Consider the following 16950-nt stretch of genomic DNA (forward strand, 5'->3'; position numbering starts at 1 on the left):
AATAGGGTTAAATTCGTGGCGTCAACCACTTGTCAGCGACAAAATTATTTTACAGGAAATACGCATATGAACACTTTGGACACAATTCTGACACTTGCCGCCATGATTGCGGTTCCCTTTTCGTCTATAGCCCAGTTCCATACCATCACCAAGGATTGCCCCATTGTGGGTCACAATCTTGTCAAGACGGATAAAGTCATTGAAAAAGAAATAATTACCAATATCAAGCCTCTGCAAGAATGCAAATCTGACAGTAATCAAATAAATGATAACAACTCGGTATTCCGCAATTCTGGCACAGTGAGCAAATCCCGGACGGATAGCGGGCATAACCGTAATTTGCCTGAGCTGACGATTCCGAATCTCGTTGAAGAGATAAGGAGGAACGGAATCAAGTTTCCGAAGATAGTGCTGGCCCAGGCGATTCTTGAAACCGGATGGTTCAAGTCGTCAGTCTGCCGAAACAAGCATAACCTTTTCGGGCTTACCAATCCGAGGACGGGCGAATACTACGAGTTCTCCCATTGGACGGAGAGCGTCAAAGCCTACTATACCAAAGTGCAGTACCGCTATAAGGGCGGAAACTATCTGCTGTGGCTGAAAAACATCGGCTATGCCGAGGATCCGGGATACATCCGCGCCGTTATCCGGGTACTCCGACAGATTTAGCACGGAATAGCACATACAGGCCTTGAATCCTTATATTTAGGTCCTCCCGGATACCCAAAATGTCAGAATAATTGCTTAATTTTGTAGCTGATTTAACAATAATAAATGGCAAGAAGAAAAATACCATATAATAAAAGGGCCACGACCTATGAGGAGCAAATTACAATACTCCGTAGGCATGGTGTGGTAATCTCCGATGAGGCCAAGGCAAGGGAGTATCTGGCGGACATCGGATACTATCGGCTGGGGTTCTATCTGTATCCTTTTGAGAAAACTTATCCACGTCTGGACTCCGGACGAAGCCACAATGTAATACTGGGCACACGGATTGAGGATGCGGTCGCCCTGTATTATTTTGATTTGGATTTAAGAAATATACTCCATAAATATCTGTCAAGGATTGAGGTGGCAATCCGCACTGTATTCATATACGAGCTGTCCACAAAATACAGCGGCGATCCAACGTGGTTCGTATGTCCCTCGGTAGTAAAACCGGACTTTATCGCAAACTTCCCAACAGCTGCCTACAATTCCATAAAAAGGAACGATGTAATTAAAAGACACCACAAAATATATCTCGGCCAGTATGCTCCTGCATGGAAAACCATGGAGTATATGACTCTCGGCAATATTGAGATTCTATATGACAGCCTGATATTGAATAAAGACAAGAAATTGGTAAGCAATCGTTTCGGAGAGCCTGCAACAGCCACATTCAAAAGTTACCTGTCAGCCATAAGGGAGGTTCGTAATGCCTGCGCTCATGGTAAAACATTGTTTGACCTGAATCTGTTTACAGGTATCCGAAGAGGCAAGGCCGGAAATTTCCAAGGTATTAACCGGCACACATTCCGTGAGGCCATGGCTGTAGTCGATTATCTGCTAAAGAAAATTTCAGTCAACAGGGTAAAAGATATGTGGGATGATATATACAGGGTGACAGAGCTGCTGTATGCTAAAGCACCTTCTTTAAGACCACTTATAGAGGATAAGACCGGTATCATAATACCCGAGATAGAGGAGAAATCTGAGATTCAGAATAGCTGACAGCATAATAATTGTTAAAAAACCGACAAATCACTCAGGATATTTGTTCATTACAATAGAAAAGCCTATCTTTGCAGACAGAAAGTGTACTTGGAAAGCCCAGTTGCGTCCAACTGCACTATAAAAAAGATTAAATCGAGTCCAGCTCCATGGGTTGGGCTCGTACCTTTTCTATAAAAGTGCCGGTAATGACTTTAAGGCTCATTGCCAACACTATAAAAGGGAAAAAAGAGGTCGTGCATTTCGCTGCACGACCTCGCTCTTTATATCAGAGCCGCAATGAGCAGCAGATGAGCAGGATAGACTGAGTAGAAGGCGTATTTGGCGGCGTTGCCCCTTATGAAGCCCCTTGTACCGTCATATAGGAAGATGACAGCGGAGGCAAGAACCGCTCCGGCTATGCCGTAGTGGGCCATAAGGGGGAATGTGAAGATAATCTGCAAGAGGGCCTGCGAGGGGAAATGCGTCGATGAACGCTCCAGCCACGGGCGCATGGTGCCGTGCCGGAGGATGTAGAAAAGAAAAATCATCAACACACCCCGCCAGTCATAATCCGTGCCGAGCCACCATGCGAGAGCGGCCACGCCTGACACCCCGACGAATGACAGCGGCCCGTGTTCGCAAAGCCGGTCGAACACCGCAAGAGCCGCCACGCCCAGGGCGAGCGTGAACATCACGTTATGCGTGCCGTCGGCCCCGTTGAGCATAAGCCACGGAATTTCGCTTACCATCCCGGCAAATGCCAGGATAAGGAAATATCTCATTCTATCGCGGCTGTGGGCGAAGCCCTCCGCCACAAGGAAAGCGAACACCGGAAACGCGATACGCCCGAAAGAGCGGAGCACGCCGTAAAACGGCGCGTCCGGCTCCATCAGAAAATAAGCGCAGTGGTCGGCCACCATCGAGAGAATCGCGATAATCTTCAATGCGCTTCCGCTTGCCCGGAGGGAGAGGGGTATGCTGAATGAGGCGGTGTTATTCATTGATAATGGCATTATATATTATTGCATTCCGAGAAGTTCCTTCACCATGTCCTCGACCTCCAGGTTCACGCGCTTGAAATTGCGGTTTAGCATAATCTCCTTCTCGCGCTCGTTGGCGAATGTATATATTTTGGGAAGCTCCACATAGTGGGATTCCTCCTCCTTTATCCGTGCCATATCGAAGTTGGTCTTGCAGAAATATTTTGTGGTCTTGAACTCCTCCGACTGCTCGATGTCGAAATGCGACATCATGCTCTTGTCTGTAGCCGTGAAGTCACGCGCCGCCTGACCCGCGAGCCAGCCCGTCGCCATGTCAGCTATCTTTGCCGCCGGAACGAGATAGTCCATCTTTTCGGAGATTGATGTAGATACCTTGGAGTCGTTGATGGTTATGGAGGTTGATGTCTGCTTCGCCTTTCCGAACACGTCATTCTGCGCCCATTCGAGAGTTTCCTTGTTTCGTGCCGCGCCCATGAAGATGTTGCCGCAGGTTGTGATGATTTTCTGCATACCCACCTTGCCGTAGTCGGCCTCAAGTTGCGGAAGCTCCTGAAATCCTAAAGTCACGGCGACCTTGTTGCTTCGCGCCGTACCGATTAGTCGGTCTATCTTGTGGAAATACAGGGTCGGCAGCTCGTCAACGATAATGCTCACCGGGATATTCCCCTTGGAATTGACACGGGTAATAAGACGGTTAAGCACAAGGGCGTTGAGCGAGCCTATGACCTGCTCCTTCTCCGGGTCGTTGGCAATCACGAGATAGCTCGGATTCGTCGGGTCTGAAATCTTCAGGTCGAAATCGTCACCGGTGAACACCCAGTAGGCTTCCGGCGACACAAGCCTTGCGGCGTTGACGCGCAACGTGCCCACCATGCCTTCCAACTGGTCGTTGGCCTTGTTCTCGTATGCCGATTTGAAGGGTGCCATCAGCGAGGCTATCTTGTCATCCATCATCAGAATGTCGAACACCTCCGAATACTTGCGTCCGAGGAACGAAAGCACATGGGGCATATCGGAAAACTCCCCGGTCACGGTGTCCGGCACCACCTCGTTGCCGGCCTCGTCCTCGTACCAGCAGCGGTCAATCAGTATCAGCTTGCCGAGGCGGTCTATATAGGAGAATCCGTTAAGGTCAACAAACATCCTGTCCTCGTCGGTCGATACGTCGTTGCCGTTGCTGTCCACGAAGTCAAGCACCACCGCTCCGTTTTCATCTATGGCGTTATAGTCGTCCCAATTGCGTATCACAAGTTCCAGCCTCTTCCCCTCATATGAGATAAATCGTCTGAGCTTCTTCCCTTTAAGAAACCCCGTCGGATGGAAATTTACGAAGAAATATATGATGGCCGCAAGAAAGTTCTCCGCCGAATTGGTGAAGAACGCCTCCGAGCCGCCCTTCTTCTCGCCGCCTCCCTTGTTTAGCGAGGCAAGCAGCGTCGCCGCCGTTTCAGAAGCCGCAGCAAGGTCGGGTATATACTTGCGCTGAATAGGATTTATGCGGTTTGAATACTCCACGTTGGTAAAGTTTACCTGACGGAATCCGCAGTTTGCGGGCAGATGGCCGTAGTGCCGGTTCTTGCAGTATTGGTAGAAAAGCGTCTTTGCCAATGTGGGCCACTTGTAATCATATACCATCATCGCAAAACCTTTCCGGGAGTGTTGCCGTATGAAAGGGTCTATGATTCCGAAAGACTTGCCGGAGCCGGGAGTGCCTAACACTATCGTGCCACGAAACGGGTTGATAATGTTGATCCAACCGTTGTGCATCCGCCGCTTGTAATAGTATATCATAGGGATATTCACCGAATATGGAGTTTCCGCAATCTTCTCAGACTGTTGGAACGATTCGTTCTCGAAATTGAACCTGTCCTCGCCGACCTTGTGGTTATAGTATTTGGCGATTCCGTCAAGCCCCTGATGCACAAGCATGGTGCCGACAACCGAGCAGAAGGCATACACTATGCGGTTTGCCGGGAAGCCGAATATCGACAAGCCCCATTCTCCGGCATGGAAGATGAAGCACAGTGCGACAAGCGTAAGCCCGGCCAGCACCGGATATATCACCATAGTCCTGAGATTGAACTTCAAAGCCTTCTTAGCCTTGGTGCCGATGCACACGACGCATATACATATCAGCTCCGCTACCTTACACCCTGCCACGGAACAGAACACCTTGAAGCGTCCGAGCAGGTCGAGGATGAACTGCGTCACACGGTTGTCCGCCGTTATCGGCAGATTCATCACAATCTCGATTATCAGGAAGATGTAGATGCAGCTACGGAAGTAGTTATACATCTGCTGCTGTTCCTTTGTTTCCTCAAAAGCCATACAACTTATGTTCTAAAGATGTTGTTATTGTAATATAAAAGCATTAACTTTGCAGTATAAAAGATTACCGATATGGATATAGCTATTGAAAAGAAGAATCAGAGTTTCCGTCTTTCCGTTGACCTGATCGAGCGGCTGAAGCGGATTGCAAAGCGTCAGAACCGCAGCCTTAACAATTATGTCGAAACGCTGTTGCTTGACGCCGCCTATCACGAGCCTAATGCCACGACTCTCGCCGCGATGAAGGAGGCCGAGAGCGGAGCGTTGCGTGATGAGCCCGCCCTTGACCTGACTTCCATCGAAGCAATGGAGAAATCCATGGGGCTATGAAAAAGCTGAAAGCGTCCTCTCAATATAAGAAGGACTACAAGCGGTTCAGAAACAACCCTAAGAAGGTCATGGAGCTTAAAGAGATCCTGAACAGGCTCGCAAACGAGGAGCCGATTCCGGAAAAGCACAACCCACACATGCTGACCGGTGATTACAAGGGTTATATGGAATGTCATATAGAGAGTGACTTCCTCCTTATATGGTTTGACCCCGACACTGACCAGATAGACCTTGTGCGTCTTGGCTCCCACTCGGAGCTATTCGGATAATCCGGTTATAACGGCATCTTGAATCCGAGCATGAGGCCGTTCCGGAATGTGTCGCCATGCAGGAAATTCACATTGTTTTTCTGTATGATTGAGAACTCGCACCCGTTTTGGAACACATAGTTATATTCAAAACCGCCCTCAATGCCGATGAAAAACCTGCGCTCCACCGCTCCGAACTGCGGGCCGAAGCGGACACGGAAGCTGCCGTTTTTGTAACGGTGCAGACGGTGCTTGTAGATCAGGCCGCCGTCCCAGTAATATCCTTTCCAGAATTGATCGGGGCCGGATTTCCAGTGATTGCCGATTTCACCATATATCTCCACGGCATTGCCGTAGGTGAATGAACGCTCGTAGCCGACGGTGGAGTTGAGCGTCGAGGGGAAGAGGAATCCGGCGTTTACGGTGAGCTTGCTGTCCTGCGCCGAGGCTCCGAGGGAGGCGACGGCGCATATCATGGCGAGAATAATCTTCTTCATAATGATTCGGTATTATCGGTATTATTTGTAGATGTGGGGAGTATATGAGTAAGGCAGGTGCCTGAGTATGTCGGAGTCGAAACCGTCGGCATTGAGAATGTCGTCATACTCGATAGTGAGCGTGATTACGCGGCCACTTATCTGATTCTCGGATATTTCGATGCGCAATACCTTCTCGTCCGGGAATGTCAGTTTGTCGAGCACAAGCACGTTGCGGTAATTCTTTTTGAACTTCCGGGCGAGATTGAGCGAGTATGCCGGGGTCAGCTCCACGGTCTGCGAGTTGGTGGCCTTCACCTCCTTCTTGTCGGTGAGCTTCACGCGCACCTCGGCGATGTTGTATGGGATTTTCGTCCGATTCTGCAACGAGTAGTCAATGAAGAAATAGTCGTCCACCGAATAGATGTTGTTGACAATCGCCTTCATGCCATGAGCCTTAGACACGACCTGGTTGTACCTGCGTCCGCTGCCATAGACAGCCCAGGCATAGCGGGCCATCTCCGACTGCGGCATTGATACCTCCGGATTGATGTAAGAGTCCATGCCCGAATATGGAACGCGGTGTATGGAGGCGGCACGGGAGGGTACGGAGGTATATACCACCTCGTACTGCGCGAGGTGACGCTCACCTATGAGCGTCAGCGTCCCCATCAGCTCACCCTCGCGGTAGCCGGAGGGGAGCGAGTCGGATTCCATGAACGGCTTTACACGCACTATGTTGTCGGCACACTGGTTGCCGATAATCTTGGCGGTGGAAAGATCCACCATCTTTATGTTCTCCGGCATGACGATGTGGGTGGTTACATCGGAGTTGACATAGATTTTCTCCTTGGCCGAAGCCTGCGATGCGACGGCGCACAGCGCGGCAGCCGCGATAATTATTCTGATATTCATAATGATATGTTGTTTGTCTTTCAATAAGCCTCGTCTGAGTTGATGAGATAAACGATTGTGTTGTACTTGATTTTCGCCTTGTTCTTGCGGATATTGGCTGACACGGCGGAAGTGGCCGAGTTATACATATTCTGTAAAGCCTGAAGTGCTATAGCCTCGCCAGATATTCCGGAGCCGTAGCCGCTCTCCGATTCAAAGCTGATGTTCTGCTGCACCGTGCTTGCCCCGGCCTCCTTCATAAAGTCACGGAAAGCGGATTCAGGCACATAAAAGCCCTCCATGCCGTCGTTGTCGAACACCGAGAGGTTAACTTTCAGGAATTTTCCTCCCACGAGTATTGAGGTTATGGCCGCGCGGACGCGCTGCTGCCCGAACCCCGTTACCGTCCCATATAGATATGTGCCTTTCGGAAGCCTCACATCGTGTATAGTCACATCGTCAAGGAGCTTGAAGCGGAGCCTCGTGCCCTCGTGCGCCTTGGTGGTCTTGTCGATCATGGCGCGTATGAGCGGAGCGTCGGCATTTTCAGCAATGCCTGACACGGTGTTGAACTTGTCGGCGTTGGTGTCACGCGATTTCAGCACAAGCAAGGGGCGGTTCCTCTCGCGCTCCGCAGCCTTAGCCCTGGCGATGGAGTCTGCCCGGTGCTTCTTTTCCTTGTCCTCCGTGTCAGGCTGTCCGATACCTAACCCGGCTTCGATGGCCTTCTGCCTCTCGTAGCTGCGCTGCTGTATCGCCTCAATATCGCGGACATACTCACTTCTCGGATCAAGGACGGACTCATAATCGGCCGGATTGTAGCCGTCGCCGTAGGCGTAGGAATTGATATGCCGCCGTGATTCGGCAAGCGACCGCTCCAGTTCCTCCAATTCCTGCTGCTGGCGCATACGCTCTGCCTCGGCGGCGTCGATGCGGTCAAGCTCGTCATCGGAATAGCCGTGTTCCAGGGCCTCGCGCTCCTCCTGTTCCTCGCCGAGCGCGCCCACCGCTGTGAAGGCGTCCTCGTCGCCGAAGCGTCGCGACATCTCGAACATCTTGTCACCGGGAGCCTCGGCGTTTGCCTCCGGCAGTGTCGAGTTGATACGGTCGGTCGCCACGGCCTGTCTGTCGTCACCGCCAGCTCCGAAAGTCTGCATTACGAAGTATATCAGGAAGCACAGCGGAACGAATATCGCTGCCGGAAAGATATACTTCGGCTGTTTGAAATTAATCTTTTTCATTATCGTGTTGTTTGAGTGATTCGACAATCTTTTCGAGCTGCCTGTAACGCCTTATTATCCCGATGGAATCGGCGTGTGTCTTGCGCGGAATCGCCATCAGCGAGTCCAGCTCGTGCTTCACGGCCTGGCCGTCGCCCGTAATCTCCAGTAGCCTCCTGCGCTGAGCCTCCTTGTTGGCCTGTATGGTGCGGAAGCCGCTGAAGATAGGCTCCACCTTGGCGATTGAGTGAAGATTCGGGTCTTTCGATTCCATGCGCGCCCCGGCAACAATTATGTCGCACACCAGTATCAGCAACAGGGAGCCGACGACGTATCCGAAAGTGCGTCGGGGGTGCCGGGTGGCCCATGAGTTGGCCTTGCGGATTCTCGCTGCCAGACGGTAGCGTGCGCCTATGGCACCCATCTTCGGACGGAGCCATGAGCCTAAGGCGTTCCCGGCCTTGCTCCTGCCGTCCCGTATTGTCTTTCTTAATGATTTCATAACCGTTGTCAATAATCGAGGTCTTTGTTTTCAAGTGTGCGCCAGTTGGTTATCATAAGGCCGTGGGGATTGTTCTGCGTCCTCGGCACGTTCTCTATGGAGCCGGTGGTGAGCATGGAGCGTTTCAGGTCGCGTGTGCGCCTCTTGATGATCTGCGTGCCGTAGTAGTTGAAGCGGCGTGTATGCTCGTCGAACTGTATCGAGTCGCAGATTATGGTGCATACGGCCGACGACGATATTATGTCGGAATAAAATCCGTTCTCGTCAAGGGCCTGCTTCTGCTTCAAGGCCGTGCCGTCGGCCATATACATGGCCTTTCCGACAGTCCACTTGATATAGTCGTTGTCGGGAGGCAGGTTGAAAAAATATTGGTGGAAATTTTCGATATATCCATGCTTAGCATTGATTATCAACGGGTAACAAATTGTTATTTTTGAGTGGGTAACAAAACAGCCCCGACGGAGGTGTTTTATCGGCATTGTTGGGAATGTATCGGAACAGAGCATATTTAGGCTGATCATTGTTTTTGTTACTTGTACAATCATTACCATTTGAATTTGCGTGAGAGGTAAACGATGGCTGCAGTGGAGACAAGCCAGAAGAAGAAAGTCGTCCCGATTATGCCTGGCAGTGTTTCCGATACATTGGGCTGACAGAAGGCATAGACTACCAATGCAAAGAATATGAGCAGCCATATCAGCGTGTCAAATGCCACATAGAACACAATACTTGGAAGGGAAACTCGTTGCCTGTTGTCAATCCGGTCAACCGTGGGCTTGACCCCGGCGATGAAAGATCTCGTCATTTCGCTGACGGTCTTCTTCATGCCGTCGTTTACCGAAGATGAGAATTTTTGAGCGTCCAGTTTCAACAGTGCATTATCCAATGCTTCTATAATGTTTGGAGCCTCCTTTACGAAGATTCGGATCTGTCCGGCAAGATTGTTTTGCGCGGCGATTTCGTTCTGTCGCAGTTCATCGTTCCTTTCGTCAGCCCCGGCTTTGTTGACCTCCGATATGTCGAATTTTTTGAGTGCCATAATTCGTGCTTATCTTCTGAATCCTCGTTTTCTTACAATTCCTATCTTGGAGCGGGCTGCCTCGGCACAACGACGGGCACGGGCGATCTCTTCCTCCAGGTCGTCGCGCTTCCTCGGAAGGTCGTTGCCCGATGACCCACCGCCACCTGAAACGTGGGCCGGTGCGTTGAGAAACGCCATATAGCCCATAGCCACGGCGAAATGGTAGCACGCTTCGTTGATAAGGTCGACCCAGTTGTCCACCTCGTTGCTGTCGAACTCGTTATCAAACATCTGCATGACCTGTTCGGGGATAAAACGGGTGTAGGAATTGCCTTCATGCTCGAAATTGACTCGCCGGGTATCAGGTCTGTAAGCGGTATAGTCGGGTCGATTATAGTATTCCTCGCTGTCGGCTTTTGTCTGCTGTCCATGCGTCGGGTGCAGTTTATTCCATGTTGCTTCAAGTTTGGATGCCATGAGGTTGCGACCCTTGCCTAACTCGGATGCCTTGAACTTCGCATTTCCTTTTTTCAGTATATATCCTCGGATTACGCCTTTCTCATCAGTCCTTACCTTGAAACTATATCCTTTCGCCTCAAGCCGGGCGAAATAATCGTCAATCGACCATTCACTCATTCTGTACAGGACATCGAGACAGTCGCGGCTGACAGACTGACGGTTTATGTCGTGGATATTGGCCGCTGTCTGCCAGCCCCGTTTTCTCGCGACACGTTCCGCCGCCCGTTGTGCCCGCAAATGGATGTTGCTGTCGTTGTTGATGTTTCCGTCTTCGTCAAGACGGCTCACTATCGCGTGGAGGTGCGGAGTCCCGCTGTCGGATTCAAGGTGCAGCCACACGGTTGACTTGCTTCCTGCGAGATTGGTTCTTGGAGAGAGCAAGCGGCCTTTCCTGTCTTTCATCTCCTGACGGTCAAACTCCGTGACGAAATCCTGCCAGAGCTGTTTCCAGTCCTCCGGCGTGAAATCACGTGTATGTTCCACCGCCGGGCTTATCTCTATCCTTATGAGGTTGTTCTTCATTCGTGGACGGCACAAGGAGTCCAGCTTTACCGAGTTCCATATCCCCAAAGGGTCTATGCCGGGAGGGAGAAGGCTGTCGCAGATGTGAAATATATTCTCCGGGTGCTTCTTGTTCGCCGACACGCCTGTTATGTAGTTCAGCGCGTTTATGCCGTGCGATATTGATTTGGCTTTCGCTATCATGTTTTCAGTTGTCTTTATTCTTTCTGGTTGTCCTTATCCTGATTCTGCCGCTGCTCGTAACGACGTTAATAAACTCGGTGACGGCATTGGTAATAGGCACTACCTGCTTGTACCAGTCGAGCATGAACGACACCTTTTGGAAAAGCCGTATTCTCTCGTCATGCCCCATTCCGGCGAGTGCATTGGCGAAGTTGAGAATGTCCAAGCGGCATCCGTCAAGGTTGCGCAGCAATGCCTTTTCCTCGGTCGTCAGTGCCGACGGCGGCTCATAGCCGAGTGCCCTATGCCTCATGTAGTCGCTTGGAGTCAGTCCGCATCCTCCGGCCATTTCGTGTATCTTCCGACGCTCGGCGGCTGTCATCTTTGTGGTGACTGTGCAGGAGCGCACGGCCTCTGGCGGCAGCTTCTTTCGCTTTGTCTTTCCGGCGTTCTTGTCGGGGCTGTTATCTGTATGATTCATATAAGCGGATATTCGGTGATATGTAAAACTGATTATCGGGTGCGAGCCTGCGAGCGGCCATGACCCTGACCGCAGGGAGGGCGAGGCGTTTTGGTGCAACCGGGCGGAGCCGGGTGTAACACCAAAACATATCTCGCAACACTTCTCAAAAAACGCGGTCTTCAAACCTGGACTTCTGGATATTCATGGCACATCTGATTCGGCTCTCAATCTGCAAAGAATCCGTTAGATACCAGCTCTCCGACGGAGTTCTTCCAGCCCATTATGCAGGAGAACGAGACTGCCGAGCCGACACGGGAGTTGTATATGCCGACCAGTCCTGCGGCCTCCATTTTTGCAAGGATATTGTGCATCTTCTTCCGTCCAAAATTCCATTTGTCGGCGATACCGATTTCCGAGAATTGAGCCTGACCGGGCTTCAGGTTGAGCGGCCTGCGGAATGTATCGTCATATCCGGGCGTTGTTCTCATGTCTTTCAGCAGTCTGCTGAAGATGGCAATGTTGCGAACTTCGTTGCCGTCGTTGTCGGTGGTTGTTCCCGACAGCCATTCGACGGCTTCCGATGTCAGCCGGATGTTTACAGATGAAAATGGATATTGATTTTGTGGTTCCATGTTCCTTGTTTTCTGATAGATGGTTTATTGGCGAAATGCCAAAGATTGGAAATTTCAAAACAGAAAATTTGTGTATGAAAATTTCTCGGCGGTTCTCCTTGTCCCCTCTGCTCGTCAGTCAGTATATCTATGATATTCAATTCATATAAGATTGCGTTTTCAAATATCCTTCAAACATCAGTTCCGACTTTTTATAATTAAGGATAGAGAAACAACGAAAACGGAGGGGAAAAGAGGACTGACGATGATTCTCTATTTCGGCATCGACGCATTAGACGGCACGTTTCCGATATTATGACTGGTGCCCGATGTCTGCAATTTCGGAAGATTGTTCAACACCGTCTGTATGTCCTGCCTGTCGGAAGATACGGTGAGCAGCGCGGTGGTGATGTCAATAATCTCCTCCTTCCCCACATATTGTGACACGGATTTCATCAGCTCCAGTGCCCGGGTCTGTCGATGCGCCCGTACACTGTCGGTTCCGGTGGCTTCCTTGTCGCATCCGAAGTTGAGATAGCGGTTGAGCGCGGAGCGGTCATACTGCGGCATGGTCTCCACCGTGCTTTTCCCTGCGGCAATCGAGAGCATGGCGCGGAGTGCGTCGGCCTCGTATGGCGTACATTCGTGAAGGAACTCCATGATAATTTGGGTTTTCTTTGGATTTGCGGTTCTTGAGTCCTTGGATTTGGTGTCCGTTGATTTGCCGGACTTGGTACCCGGTACGATTGTAATGTCTGTAGGCATAGTCTTGAACGATTGGATTTGTAGGTGATTTGTAGGTGGTTAAAGAGGTTTCTTGTTCGCGAGATAGCGGGCTGCTTCGGCTTCAATCTCGTCATGCGACGATATGCGGACGCTCTTGAGATATGCGTCAAGGTCGTCGGGATCGAAAAAGCAGAGTTTGCCGCTCGGCTTATACATGGGGATTACGCGCCGCATCATCATCTTGCGGAAGTAGGACAGGGAGAAGCCGAGATAGTCGGCGGCTTCCTGCGAGTTGAGTAATTTTCGTTTTGTCTGCATCGACAATGAAATGTTTTAGTTGATATTTTTGATTTTGGAATGTGCTGATTGATAGACTTGTCAGCCTTTGTGTTCCGATGCAAAATTACAGCCGTTCCCATGTGGCTCAATGTGGCGGCCGCGGGGAAAGGTTAAAAATGGCAAACGCACTATACGCTGAATTTCAGTCGCATAGTGCGTTTGCAAAGTTTCTTAATATGTTACAAATGGGGAGAAGCCGGATTTTTACGGGGTTTTCCGCCTTGAACGCCATCCCTCGATGGCTCCGTCTATGGATTTGCGGTAGTTTTGGTTGTCCTCTGTGGCATAATCGGCGCAGATGTCGGAGCGGTGCTTGTCGTAGTAAGACCTGGCGATGCCGCAGCGTTGAAGGAACAACCGCGTCCATGTCTCCGCCTCGTTCCTCGGACTGATATTCCGCGCCACGGCAAAGACCATGTAGCATACCCGTAGTTTCTCTTTCGGCAACACGGCTATGGATTTTGTCACTTCCCTTACGTTAAGGAAATTGGCAAAGTCGAGAGGTGTGCAGTTTTCAAACTGGCTGTCGTTGCATACGTCGTGGATCGCCATGCACAGCCCTAATTCAACCACATCCCGCCACTTGGCGGTTTCAAGCAGCTGGCTTCCGCTCATTGGCCTTCTCCTTTCTCCATACGGTCAAGGTCGTTGAGTATGCTTCCGGCAATGCCATTAAGTTTAGCCGCGAGAGCGTACAGATATGGGGCTTTTAGGGAAAAGACATCCCCGGCGCGCCGGTTCTCACGCTCATATTCCGCATATATCCTCCTGACATCGGTCTGCCGTCTGTCATGCTCCGCCTTTGCCGCATCGCACTCCTTTTCGGCCTCGGCATACTCCTTTGAGTCGATAGGTAGATAGTCAAGACGGTTGTTCAGCTCGCAATACCGCTTCCAGTATGGGTTAAGCTCGTCCGAATCCTCTTGGAATATGGCATGATAATATCGGGAGTGCGTGTTTGCAATCCCCCGGAAATCAACACCGTCCAGCCGTCCTATATTATTAAGGAGTGTCGCGGTCTCTGCTTTGAGGGAAAGTGCTGTCTCTTTCAGCTGTTCCGGATTCTCACCGGCCATAACCTCCGCATCGGCTATAAGCGCGTTGGTATCCTGAAAGTCATAGTAGAACCGTGCAAGCGCAAACGCCTGTTCAAAAGGCATCATACCACCGTCATAACCGCTGATGATTCCATTGACCTCTTTAAGCCGTGTTGTTATTTCCTTCATCATGCTTATCATAACCAAATTATTTCAACACTTTCCAGAGTCCTTTTCGATCGCTGCCGAGACGGATAATGATTTCTGCTTCTTTGAGGTGTTCGATATGCTTTTGAATGGCTGACGGGGATATACCTATTATATCGGCAAGCTCCCGACGCGAAATTTCAGGCTTTTTCCGCATCGCCTCAACAATCCTGGCTCTCGTTTCCTCTCCTTGGTTCTGACCACTGTTTCTGACCACCTCTTTCTGGCCACCTTTACTATGTGTATTACATTGATTGTCAGCGGAAATATTTTCATTGTCTATGTTTATCTGACCACCTTTCTGACCACCTTTTTGTGATGGCAATGGGTAGGTGACAGTCGATGATGTTATATCGCTTTCAAAATCAACTTCAAGACCTGTGAGTTTTGTCCAACGCATTATCTTGTCAATACCATATCCGGCATTTTCGCCTTGTCTTGCGTAGCGGAAGAAGGCTATGATATTGGGATTGCGCGGCACCGATTTCACCTTACCGGGCTTGTCGGAGATACGCACGGCGAAGCGTCCGGGATTTTGGAATTCGATTCTGTCATTGAATACCCTTATGGTAGAGTGCATCGGGCTGAAATAGTCTGCATGAGCGAGAAGATTAACAAGCCCCTCCCTGAGACAATACAACTGGGAATTATCTTCCGGCGAAAAACCGTCCGGCCCCGCCATAAATGGATTGTCAACATACAGGCGCAGCCGTTGCAAGAGCACCTTGAAATATTCCCAGATATTTTCCTGCTCAGGCATACGGTATGTGTAACGACAGTCCGCATCAGAATATGTCGTGCCCGGGATCTCGATGTAATCAATCCAAAAATGAGGTATATATTCCTGCACGATCTCTCCTTTGCCAAGCATAAGCAAGCCACCGTAAGTCAGCTTCCCACGGCTGATTATTCCGGTCTTGATGCAGAACTGCTCGTCATCGAGATCATTGTAACGGAAATCGGGGTTGTAGTCCTTTATTCGGCGGCGGTATGTCTGGAGCGACTGCGTGTTGAGGTCTCCGAACCCCGTACCGTCAACCTCCATTTCAGATTTCATGCCGAATGTCTTTTCACGCATCAGTATGTCTATCTCAATGTCGGTAGCGCGTTGGTCGCCACTGCCGACTCGGACAAACGTATTATTCAGGTTGTTGCCGAAATAGACAGGCTTGTTGGCCGACGTTGGTATATAAAAGGCGAGAACGGCCTTTCCGTCAAAATCAAGGAGCTGTGCGGTGGCGAGAATAGGCACGTTGAACTTAGAGACGGAACGCAGGGTGCTTATGATGTCCTGTTCCATCTTCTCGGCCTTTTCAATGCCCGTTATCTCGTATGTTGACACGCTCTTGACCTTTGTCTCCTTTACACCGAGAATTATCCATCCTCCGGTCGTGTTGGAGAATGCCCCCACGGTCTCCCACATGGATTTGGGAATACCGCCGGACGCTTCCTTGACCTCAAAGTCGTCCCATTCTATATCATTGAGTCTGCCGAGCAGTTCTTCTTTTGTCATTTTTGCGTGTATTAGACTGCAAAGTTACTAATTTTTCGGCGATTATAGCTTAGGATTCAGATATTTTGGCTAAATTTGCAGTCGGAATGGCATCGCGTCGGAATGGCATCGCCTTTCCACGACATTTTGGAAAAAAAGAAGCGTTATGCTTATCTTGTAGTTTGTGAACGTAGGAAATTCAGAAACCGATGCAAGGGATAGCATAGTGGTTCTCACGCATATAGCGTGGGTCACTATTGTTACATCTGCATCAAAGGTTTCCTACGACCTACAAACTAAGACGTGGCATAGTTGGCTCACGTTTTCTTTAATTAATCTTTCCACCGAGTCAGTGGAATAATTGGCTATAGGTTATGAATAAACTGATTCTTACCTCCTTGATTGGCACAGCCCTCTTGATAACGGCGTGCAGTGATGACAACACAGTTTTCAACGAACCAACCCCTATAAGGGCTTATGAGACGGATGTCGAAGTCCTTTCGCAGTTTGTCGAGGTGAACAGTAGCACAGGGCTATTCTCCATCAATCCTGACAGGAAGGTTACGGCAACCGACTACGTTGTCAACCGCTCACGGGAACAACTGCTGGAGGTCAGCTCCATAAACCGGGTTCGGTTTGAGCGCGAAATGGAGCAGGCGAACAATCTTATAGAAGCATATAGAAATGCCGAGAATGTCAGTGTGATATACACAACCCGGACATCGGGATTGGTACGGAACAATGGCGGAGGGACAATGCGTCTGTCAAAAGTTCAGTCAGATAAGATGGGCGGAAAAACAGTGGCCCGGCTGTCGGTGTCAGGCGATGATATTTGCCGAACTGGCTTTTTCTCTATGGAAAATGACAAACGACTTACTGTAAGTTCCGGTAATACATCCACGTTTTATGTATCACAAATCTCTTTTGTGACATCTGACAAAGCTAACAAGGGTACAATCCTTATAGTCGGATTAGGTATGAATACACTGCCATACAATTATTCTATGGAATTGCCGGAGGCTGATGGTGAATATCTTAACATTCAGGGCAAGTCCCTAATTGGAAACGGCACTGTGACAATAGGAATATCCGAATGAAACATATACAGCTTCTCATAATCATATTATCCTGTGTGCTTCTTGCCTCGTGTGAGG

21 protein-coding genes are annotated in these 16950 nt (G+C 50.0%); 5 read left to right on the forward strand and 16 right to left on the reverse strand.

Annotation, left to right across the window (positions count from 1 at the left end; genetic code table 11):
- The first annotated feature begins 66 nt into the window (after nucleotides 1-66).
- Both E7746_RS02240 and E7746_RS02245 read left to right on the forward strand, forming a co-directional pair.
- Nucleotides 67-669 (forward strand): glucosaminidase domain-containing protein, encoded by a 603-nt coding sequence (locus tag E7746_RS02240; RefSeq protein ID WP_123612737.1) that lies wholly within the window; start codon nucleotides 67-69, stop codon nucleotides 667-669.
- A 105-nt stretch (nucleotides 670-774) separates the two neighbouring features.
- The gene (locus E7746_RS02245; protein WP_068960318.1) at nucleotides 775-1716 is read left to right on the forward strand and encodes an Abi family protein; all 942 of its coding nucleotides are present in this window, start codon (nucleotides 775-777) and stop codon (nucleotides 1714-1716) included.
- Between the two features lie 263 nt (nucleotides 1717-1979).
- Here the strand turns inward: E7746_RS02245 and E7746_RS02250 are convergent, their stop codons facing one another.
- Together E7746_RS02250 and E7746_RS02255 are read right to left on the reverse strand one after the other, a co-directional pair.
- Entirely contained in the window at nucleotides 1980-2711 is a 732-nt protein-coding gene (locus E7746_RS02250; RefSeq protein WP_238337306.1) for a TraX family protein, read from the reverse strand.
- A gap of 6 nt (nucleotides 2712-2717) precedes the next feature.
- Nucleotides 2718-5027 (reverse strand): type IV secretory system conjugative DNA transfer family protein, encoded by a 2310-nt coding sequence (locus E7746_RS02255; RefSeq protein WP_136409715.1) that lies wholly within the window; start codon nucleotides 5025-5027, stop codon nucleotides 2718-2720.
- A gap of 72 nt (nucleotides 5028-5099) precedes the next feature.
- Here E7746_RS02255 and E7746_RS02260 point away from each other — a divergent pair, with 72 nt between their 5' ends.
- Together E7746_RS02260 and E7746_RS02265 are read left to right on the forward strand one after the other, a co-directional pair.
- Nucleotides 5100-5357 (forward strand): hypothetical protein, encoded by a 258-nt coding sequence (locus E7746_RS02260; RefSeq protein ID WP_068960321.1) that lies wholly within the window; start codon nucleotides 5100-5102, stop codon nucleotides 5355-5357.
- The gene (locus E7746_RS02265; protein ID WP_068960322.1) at nucleotides 5354-5626 is read left to right on the forward strand and encodes a type II toxin-antitoxin system YafQ family toxin; all 273 of its coding nucleotides are present in this window, start codon (nucleotides 5354-5356) and stop codon (nucleotides 5624-5626) included. Before E7746_RS02260 ends, E7746_RS02265 begins: the two co-directional genes overlap by 4 nt.
- A gap of 5 nt (nucleotides 5627-5631) precedes the next feature.
- Here the strand turns inward: E7746_RS02265 and E7746_RS02270 are convergent, their stop codons facing one another.
- The 14 genes from E7746_RS02270 to E7746_RS02335 all read right to left on the reverse strand — a co-directional run bounded on the left by E7746_RS02270 (nucleotide 5632) and on the right by E7746_RS02335 (nucleotide 15817).
- Nucleotides 5632-6102, reverse strand: coding sequence for a hypothetical protein (locus tag E7746_RS02270; protein ID WP_068960323.1), 471 nt, complete (start codon nucleotides 6100-6102; stop codon nucleotides 5632-5634).
- Between the two features lie 21 nt (nucleotides 6103-6123).
- The gene (gene traN, locus E7746_RS02275) at nucleotides 6124-6996 is read right to left on the reverse strand and encodes a conjugative transposon protein TraN (RefSeq protein WP_123612840.1); all 873 of its coding nucleotides are present in this window, start codon (nucleotides 6994-6996) and stop codon (nucleotides 6124-6126) included.
- 20 nt (nucleotides 6997-7016) lie between these two features.
- Nucleotides 7017-8216, reverse strand: a complete 1200-nt coding sequence (gene traM / locus E7746_RS02280; RefSeq protein WP_128707323.1) for a conjugative transposon protein TraM — start codon at nucleotides 8214-8216, stop codon at nucleotides 7017-7019.
- A complete protein-coding gene (locus E7746_RS02285; RefSeq protein ID WP_107033413.1) occupies nucleotides 8203-8697 on the reverse strand; it encodes a hypothetical protein in 495 nt (164 codons plus the stop codon). The genes traM and E7746_RS02285 overlap by 14 nt, the downstream gene beginning before the upstream one ends.
- 8 nt (nucleotides 8698-8705) lie before the next feature.
- Nucleotides 8706-9218, reverse strand: coding sequence for a conjugal transfer protein TraK (locus E7746_RS02290; RefSeq protein WP_136409716.1), 513 nt, complete (start codon nucleotides 9216-9218; stop codon nucleotides 8706-8708).
- A 23-nt stretch (nucleotides 9219-9241) separates the two neighbouring features.
- Nucleotides 9242-9736, reverse strand: a complete 495-nt coding sequence (locus tag E7746_RS02295) for a hypothetical protein (protein ID WP_136409717.1) — start codon at nucleotides 9734-9736, stop codon at nucleotides 9242-9244.
- Nucleotides 9737-9745: 9 nt separating this feature from the next.
- Entirely contained in the window at nucleotides 9746-10942 is a 1197-nt protein-coding gene (locus E7746_RS02300; protein WP_136409718.1) for a relaxase family protein, read from the reverse strand.
- 4 nt (nucleotides 10943-10946) lie between these two features.
- On the reverse strand, nucleotides 10947-11402 hold the full coding sequence (locus E7746_RS02305; protein WP_135469531.1) for a plasmid mobilization protein: 456 nt from the start codon (nucleotides 11400-11402) through the stop codon (nucleotides 10947-10949).
- A gap of 206 nt (nucleotides 11403-11608) precedes the next feature.
- Nucleotides 11609-12016 (reverse strand): hypothetical protein, encoded by a 408-nt coding sequence (locus E7746_RS02310; protein ID WP_135469528.1) that lies wholly within the window; start codon nucleotides 12014-12016, stop codon nucleotides 11609-11611.
- A gap of 252 nt (nucleotides 12017-12268) precedes the next feature.
- Nucleotides 12269-12760, reverse strand: a complete 492-nt coding sequence (locus E7746_RS02315) for a hypothetical protein (RefSeq protein WP_123478008.1) — start codon at nucleotides 12758-12760, stop codon at nucleotides 12269-12271.
- 39 nt (nucleotides 12761-12799) lie between these two features.
- A complete protein-coding gene (locus tag E7746_RS02320) occupies nucleotides 12800-13039 on the reverse strand; it encodes a helix-turn-helix domain-containing protein (protein ID WP_128703008.1) in 240 nt (79 codons plus the stop codon).
- Nucleotides 13040-13264: 225 nt separating this feature from the next.
- A complete protein-coding gene (locus tag E7746_RS02325; protein ID WP_123478004.1) occupies nucleotides 13265-13675 on the reverse strand; it encodes a hypothetical protein in 411 nt (136 codons plus the stop codon).
- Nucleotides 13672-14289, reverse strand: a complete 618-nt coding sequence (locus tag E7746_RS02330; protein ID WP_128703010.1) for a hypothetical protein — start codon at nucleotides 14287-14289, stop codon at nucleotides 13672-13674. The genes E7746_RS02325 and E7746_RS02330 overlap by 4 nt, the downstream gene beginning before the upstream one ends.
- 16 nt (nucleotides 14290-14305) lie before the next feature.
- Nucleotides 14306-15817 carry an RNA-binding domain-containing protein gene (locus tag E7746_RS02335; protein WP_128703012.1) on the reverse strand — a complete coding sequence of 504 codons (1512 nt, stop codon included), beginning with the start codon at nucleotides 15815-15817 and terminating at the stop codon, nucleotides 14306-14308.
- Nucleotides 15818-16170: 353 nt separating this feature from the next.
- On the opposite strand from E7746_RS02335, the gene E7746_RS02340 reads away from it, so the two are divergent.
- Complete coding sequence (locus E7746_RS02340; protein WP_128703014.1) at nucleotides 16171-16893, forward strand: hypothetical protein; 723 nt, start codon at nucleotides 16171-16173, stop codon at nucleotides 16891-16893.
- Nucleotides 16894-16950: the final 57 nt, after the last annotated feature.

The organism is Muribaculum gordoncarteri (assembly GCF_004803695.1).
Lineage (GTDB): Bacteria > Bacteroidota > Bacteroidia > Bacteroidales > Muribaculaceae > Muribaculum > Muribaculum gordoncarteri.

Bases quoted from the DNA above. Each gene is read 5' to 3' on its own strand.
- E7746_RS02240 (WP_123612737.1), top strand. From the start codon at position 67: ATGAACACTTTGGACACAATTCTGACACTTGCCGCCATGATTGCGGTT.
- E7746_RS02245 (WP_068960318.1), top strand. From the start codon at position 775: ATGGCAAGAAGAAAAATACCATATAATAAAAGGGCCACGACCTATGAG.
- E7746_RS02250 (WP_238337306.1), bottom strand. From the start codon at position 2,711: ATGCCATTATCAATGAATAACACCGCCTCATTCAGCATACCCCTCTCC.
- E7746_RS02255 (WP_136409715.1), bottom strand. From the start codon at position 5,027: ATGGCTTTTGAGGAAACAAAGGAACAGCAGCAGATGTATAACTACTTC.
- E7746_RS02260 (WP_068960321.1), top strand. From the start codon at position 5,100: ATGGATATAGCTATTGAAAAGAAGAATCAGAGTTTCCGTCTTTCCGTT.
- E7746_RS02265 (WP_068960322.1), top strand. From the start codon at position 5,354: ATGAAAAAGCTGAAAGCGTCCTCTCAATATAAGAAGGACTACAAGCGG.
- E7746_RS02270 (WP_068960323.1), bottom strand. From the start codon at position 6,102: ATGAAGAAGATTATTCTCGCCATGATATGCGCCGTCGCCTCCCTCGGA.
- traN (WP_123612840.1), bottom strand. From the start codon at position 6,996: ATGAATATCAGAATAATTATCGCGGCTGCCGCGCTGTGCGCCGTCGCA.
- traM (WP_128707323.1), bottom strand. From the start codon at position 8,216: ATGAAAAAGATTAATTTCAAACAGCCGAAGTATATCTTTCCGGCAGCG.
- E7746_RS02285 (WP_107033413.1), bottom strand. From the start codon at position 8,697: ATGAAATCATTAAGAAAGACAATACGGGACGGCAGGAGCAAGGCCGGG.
- E7746_RS02290 (WP_136409716.1), bottom strand. From the start codon at position 9,218: ATGATCAGCCTAAATATGCTCTGTTCCGATACATTCCCAACAATGCCG.
- E7746_RS02295 (WP_136409717.1), bottom strand. From the start codon at position 9,736: ATGGCACTCAAAAAATTCGACATATCGGAGGTCAACAAAGCCGGGGCT.
- E7746_RS02300 (WP_136409718.1), bottom strand. From the start codon at position 10,942: ATGATAGCGAAAGCCAAATCAATATCGCACGGCATAAACGCGCTGAAC.
- E7746_RS02305 (WP_135469531.1), bottom strand. From the start codon at position 11,402: ATGAATCATACAGATAACAGCCCCGACAAGAACGCCGGAAAGACAAAG.
- E7746_RS02310 (WP_135469528.1), bottom strand. From the start codon at position 12,016: ATGGAACCACAAAATCAATATCCATTTTCATCTGTAAACATCCGGCTG.
- E7746_RS02315 (WP_123478008.1), bottom strand. From the start codon at position 12,760: ATGCCTACAGACATTACAATCGTACCGGGTACCAAGTCCGGCAAATCA.
- E7746_RS02320 (WP_128703008.1), bottom strand. From the start codon at position 13,039: ATGCAGACAAAACGAAAATTACTCAACTCGCAGGAAGCCGCCGACTAT.
- E7746_RS02325 (WP_123478004.1), bottom strand. From the start codon at position 13,675: ATGAGCGGAAGCCAGCTGCTTGAAACCGCCAAGTGGCGGGATGTGGTT.
- E7746_RS02330 (WP_128703010.1), bottom strand. From the start codon at position 14,289: ATGATGAAGGAAATAACAACACGGCTTAAAGAGGTCAATGGAATCATC.
- E7746_RS02335 (WP_128703012.1), bottom strand. From the start codon at position 15,817: ATGACAAAAGAAGAACTGCTCGGCAGACTCAATGATATAGAATGGGAC.
- E7746_RS02340 (WP_128703014.1), top strand. From the start codon at position 16,171: ATGAATAAACTGATTCTTACCTCCTTGATTGGCACAGCCCTCTTGATA.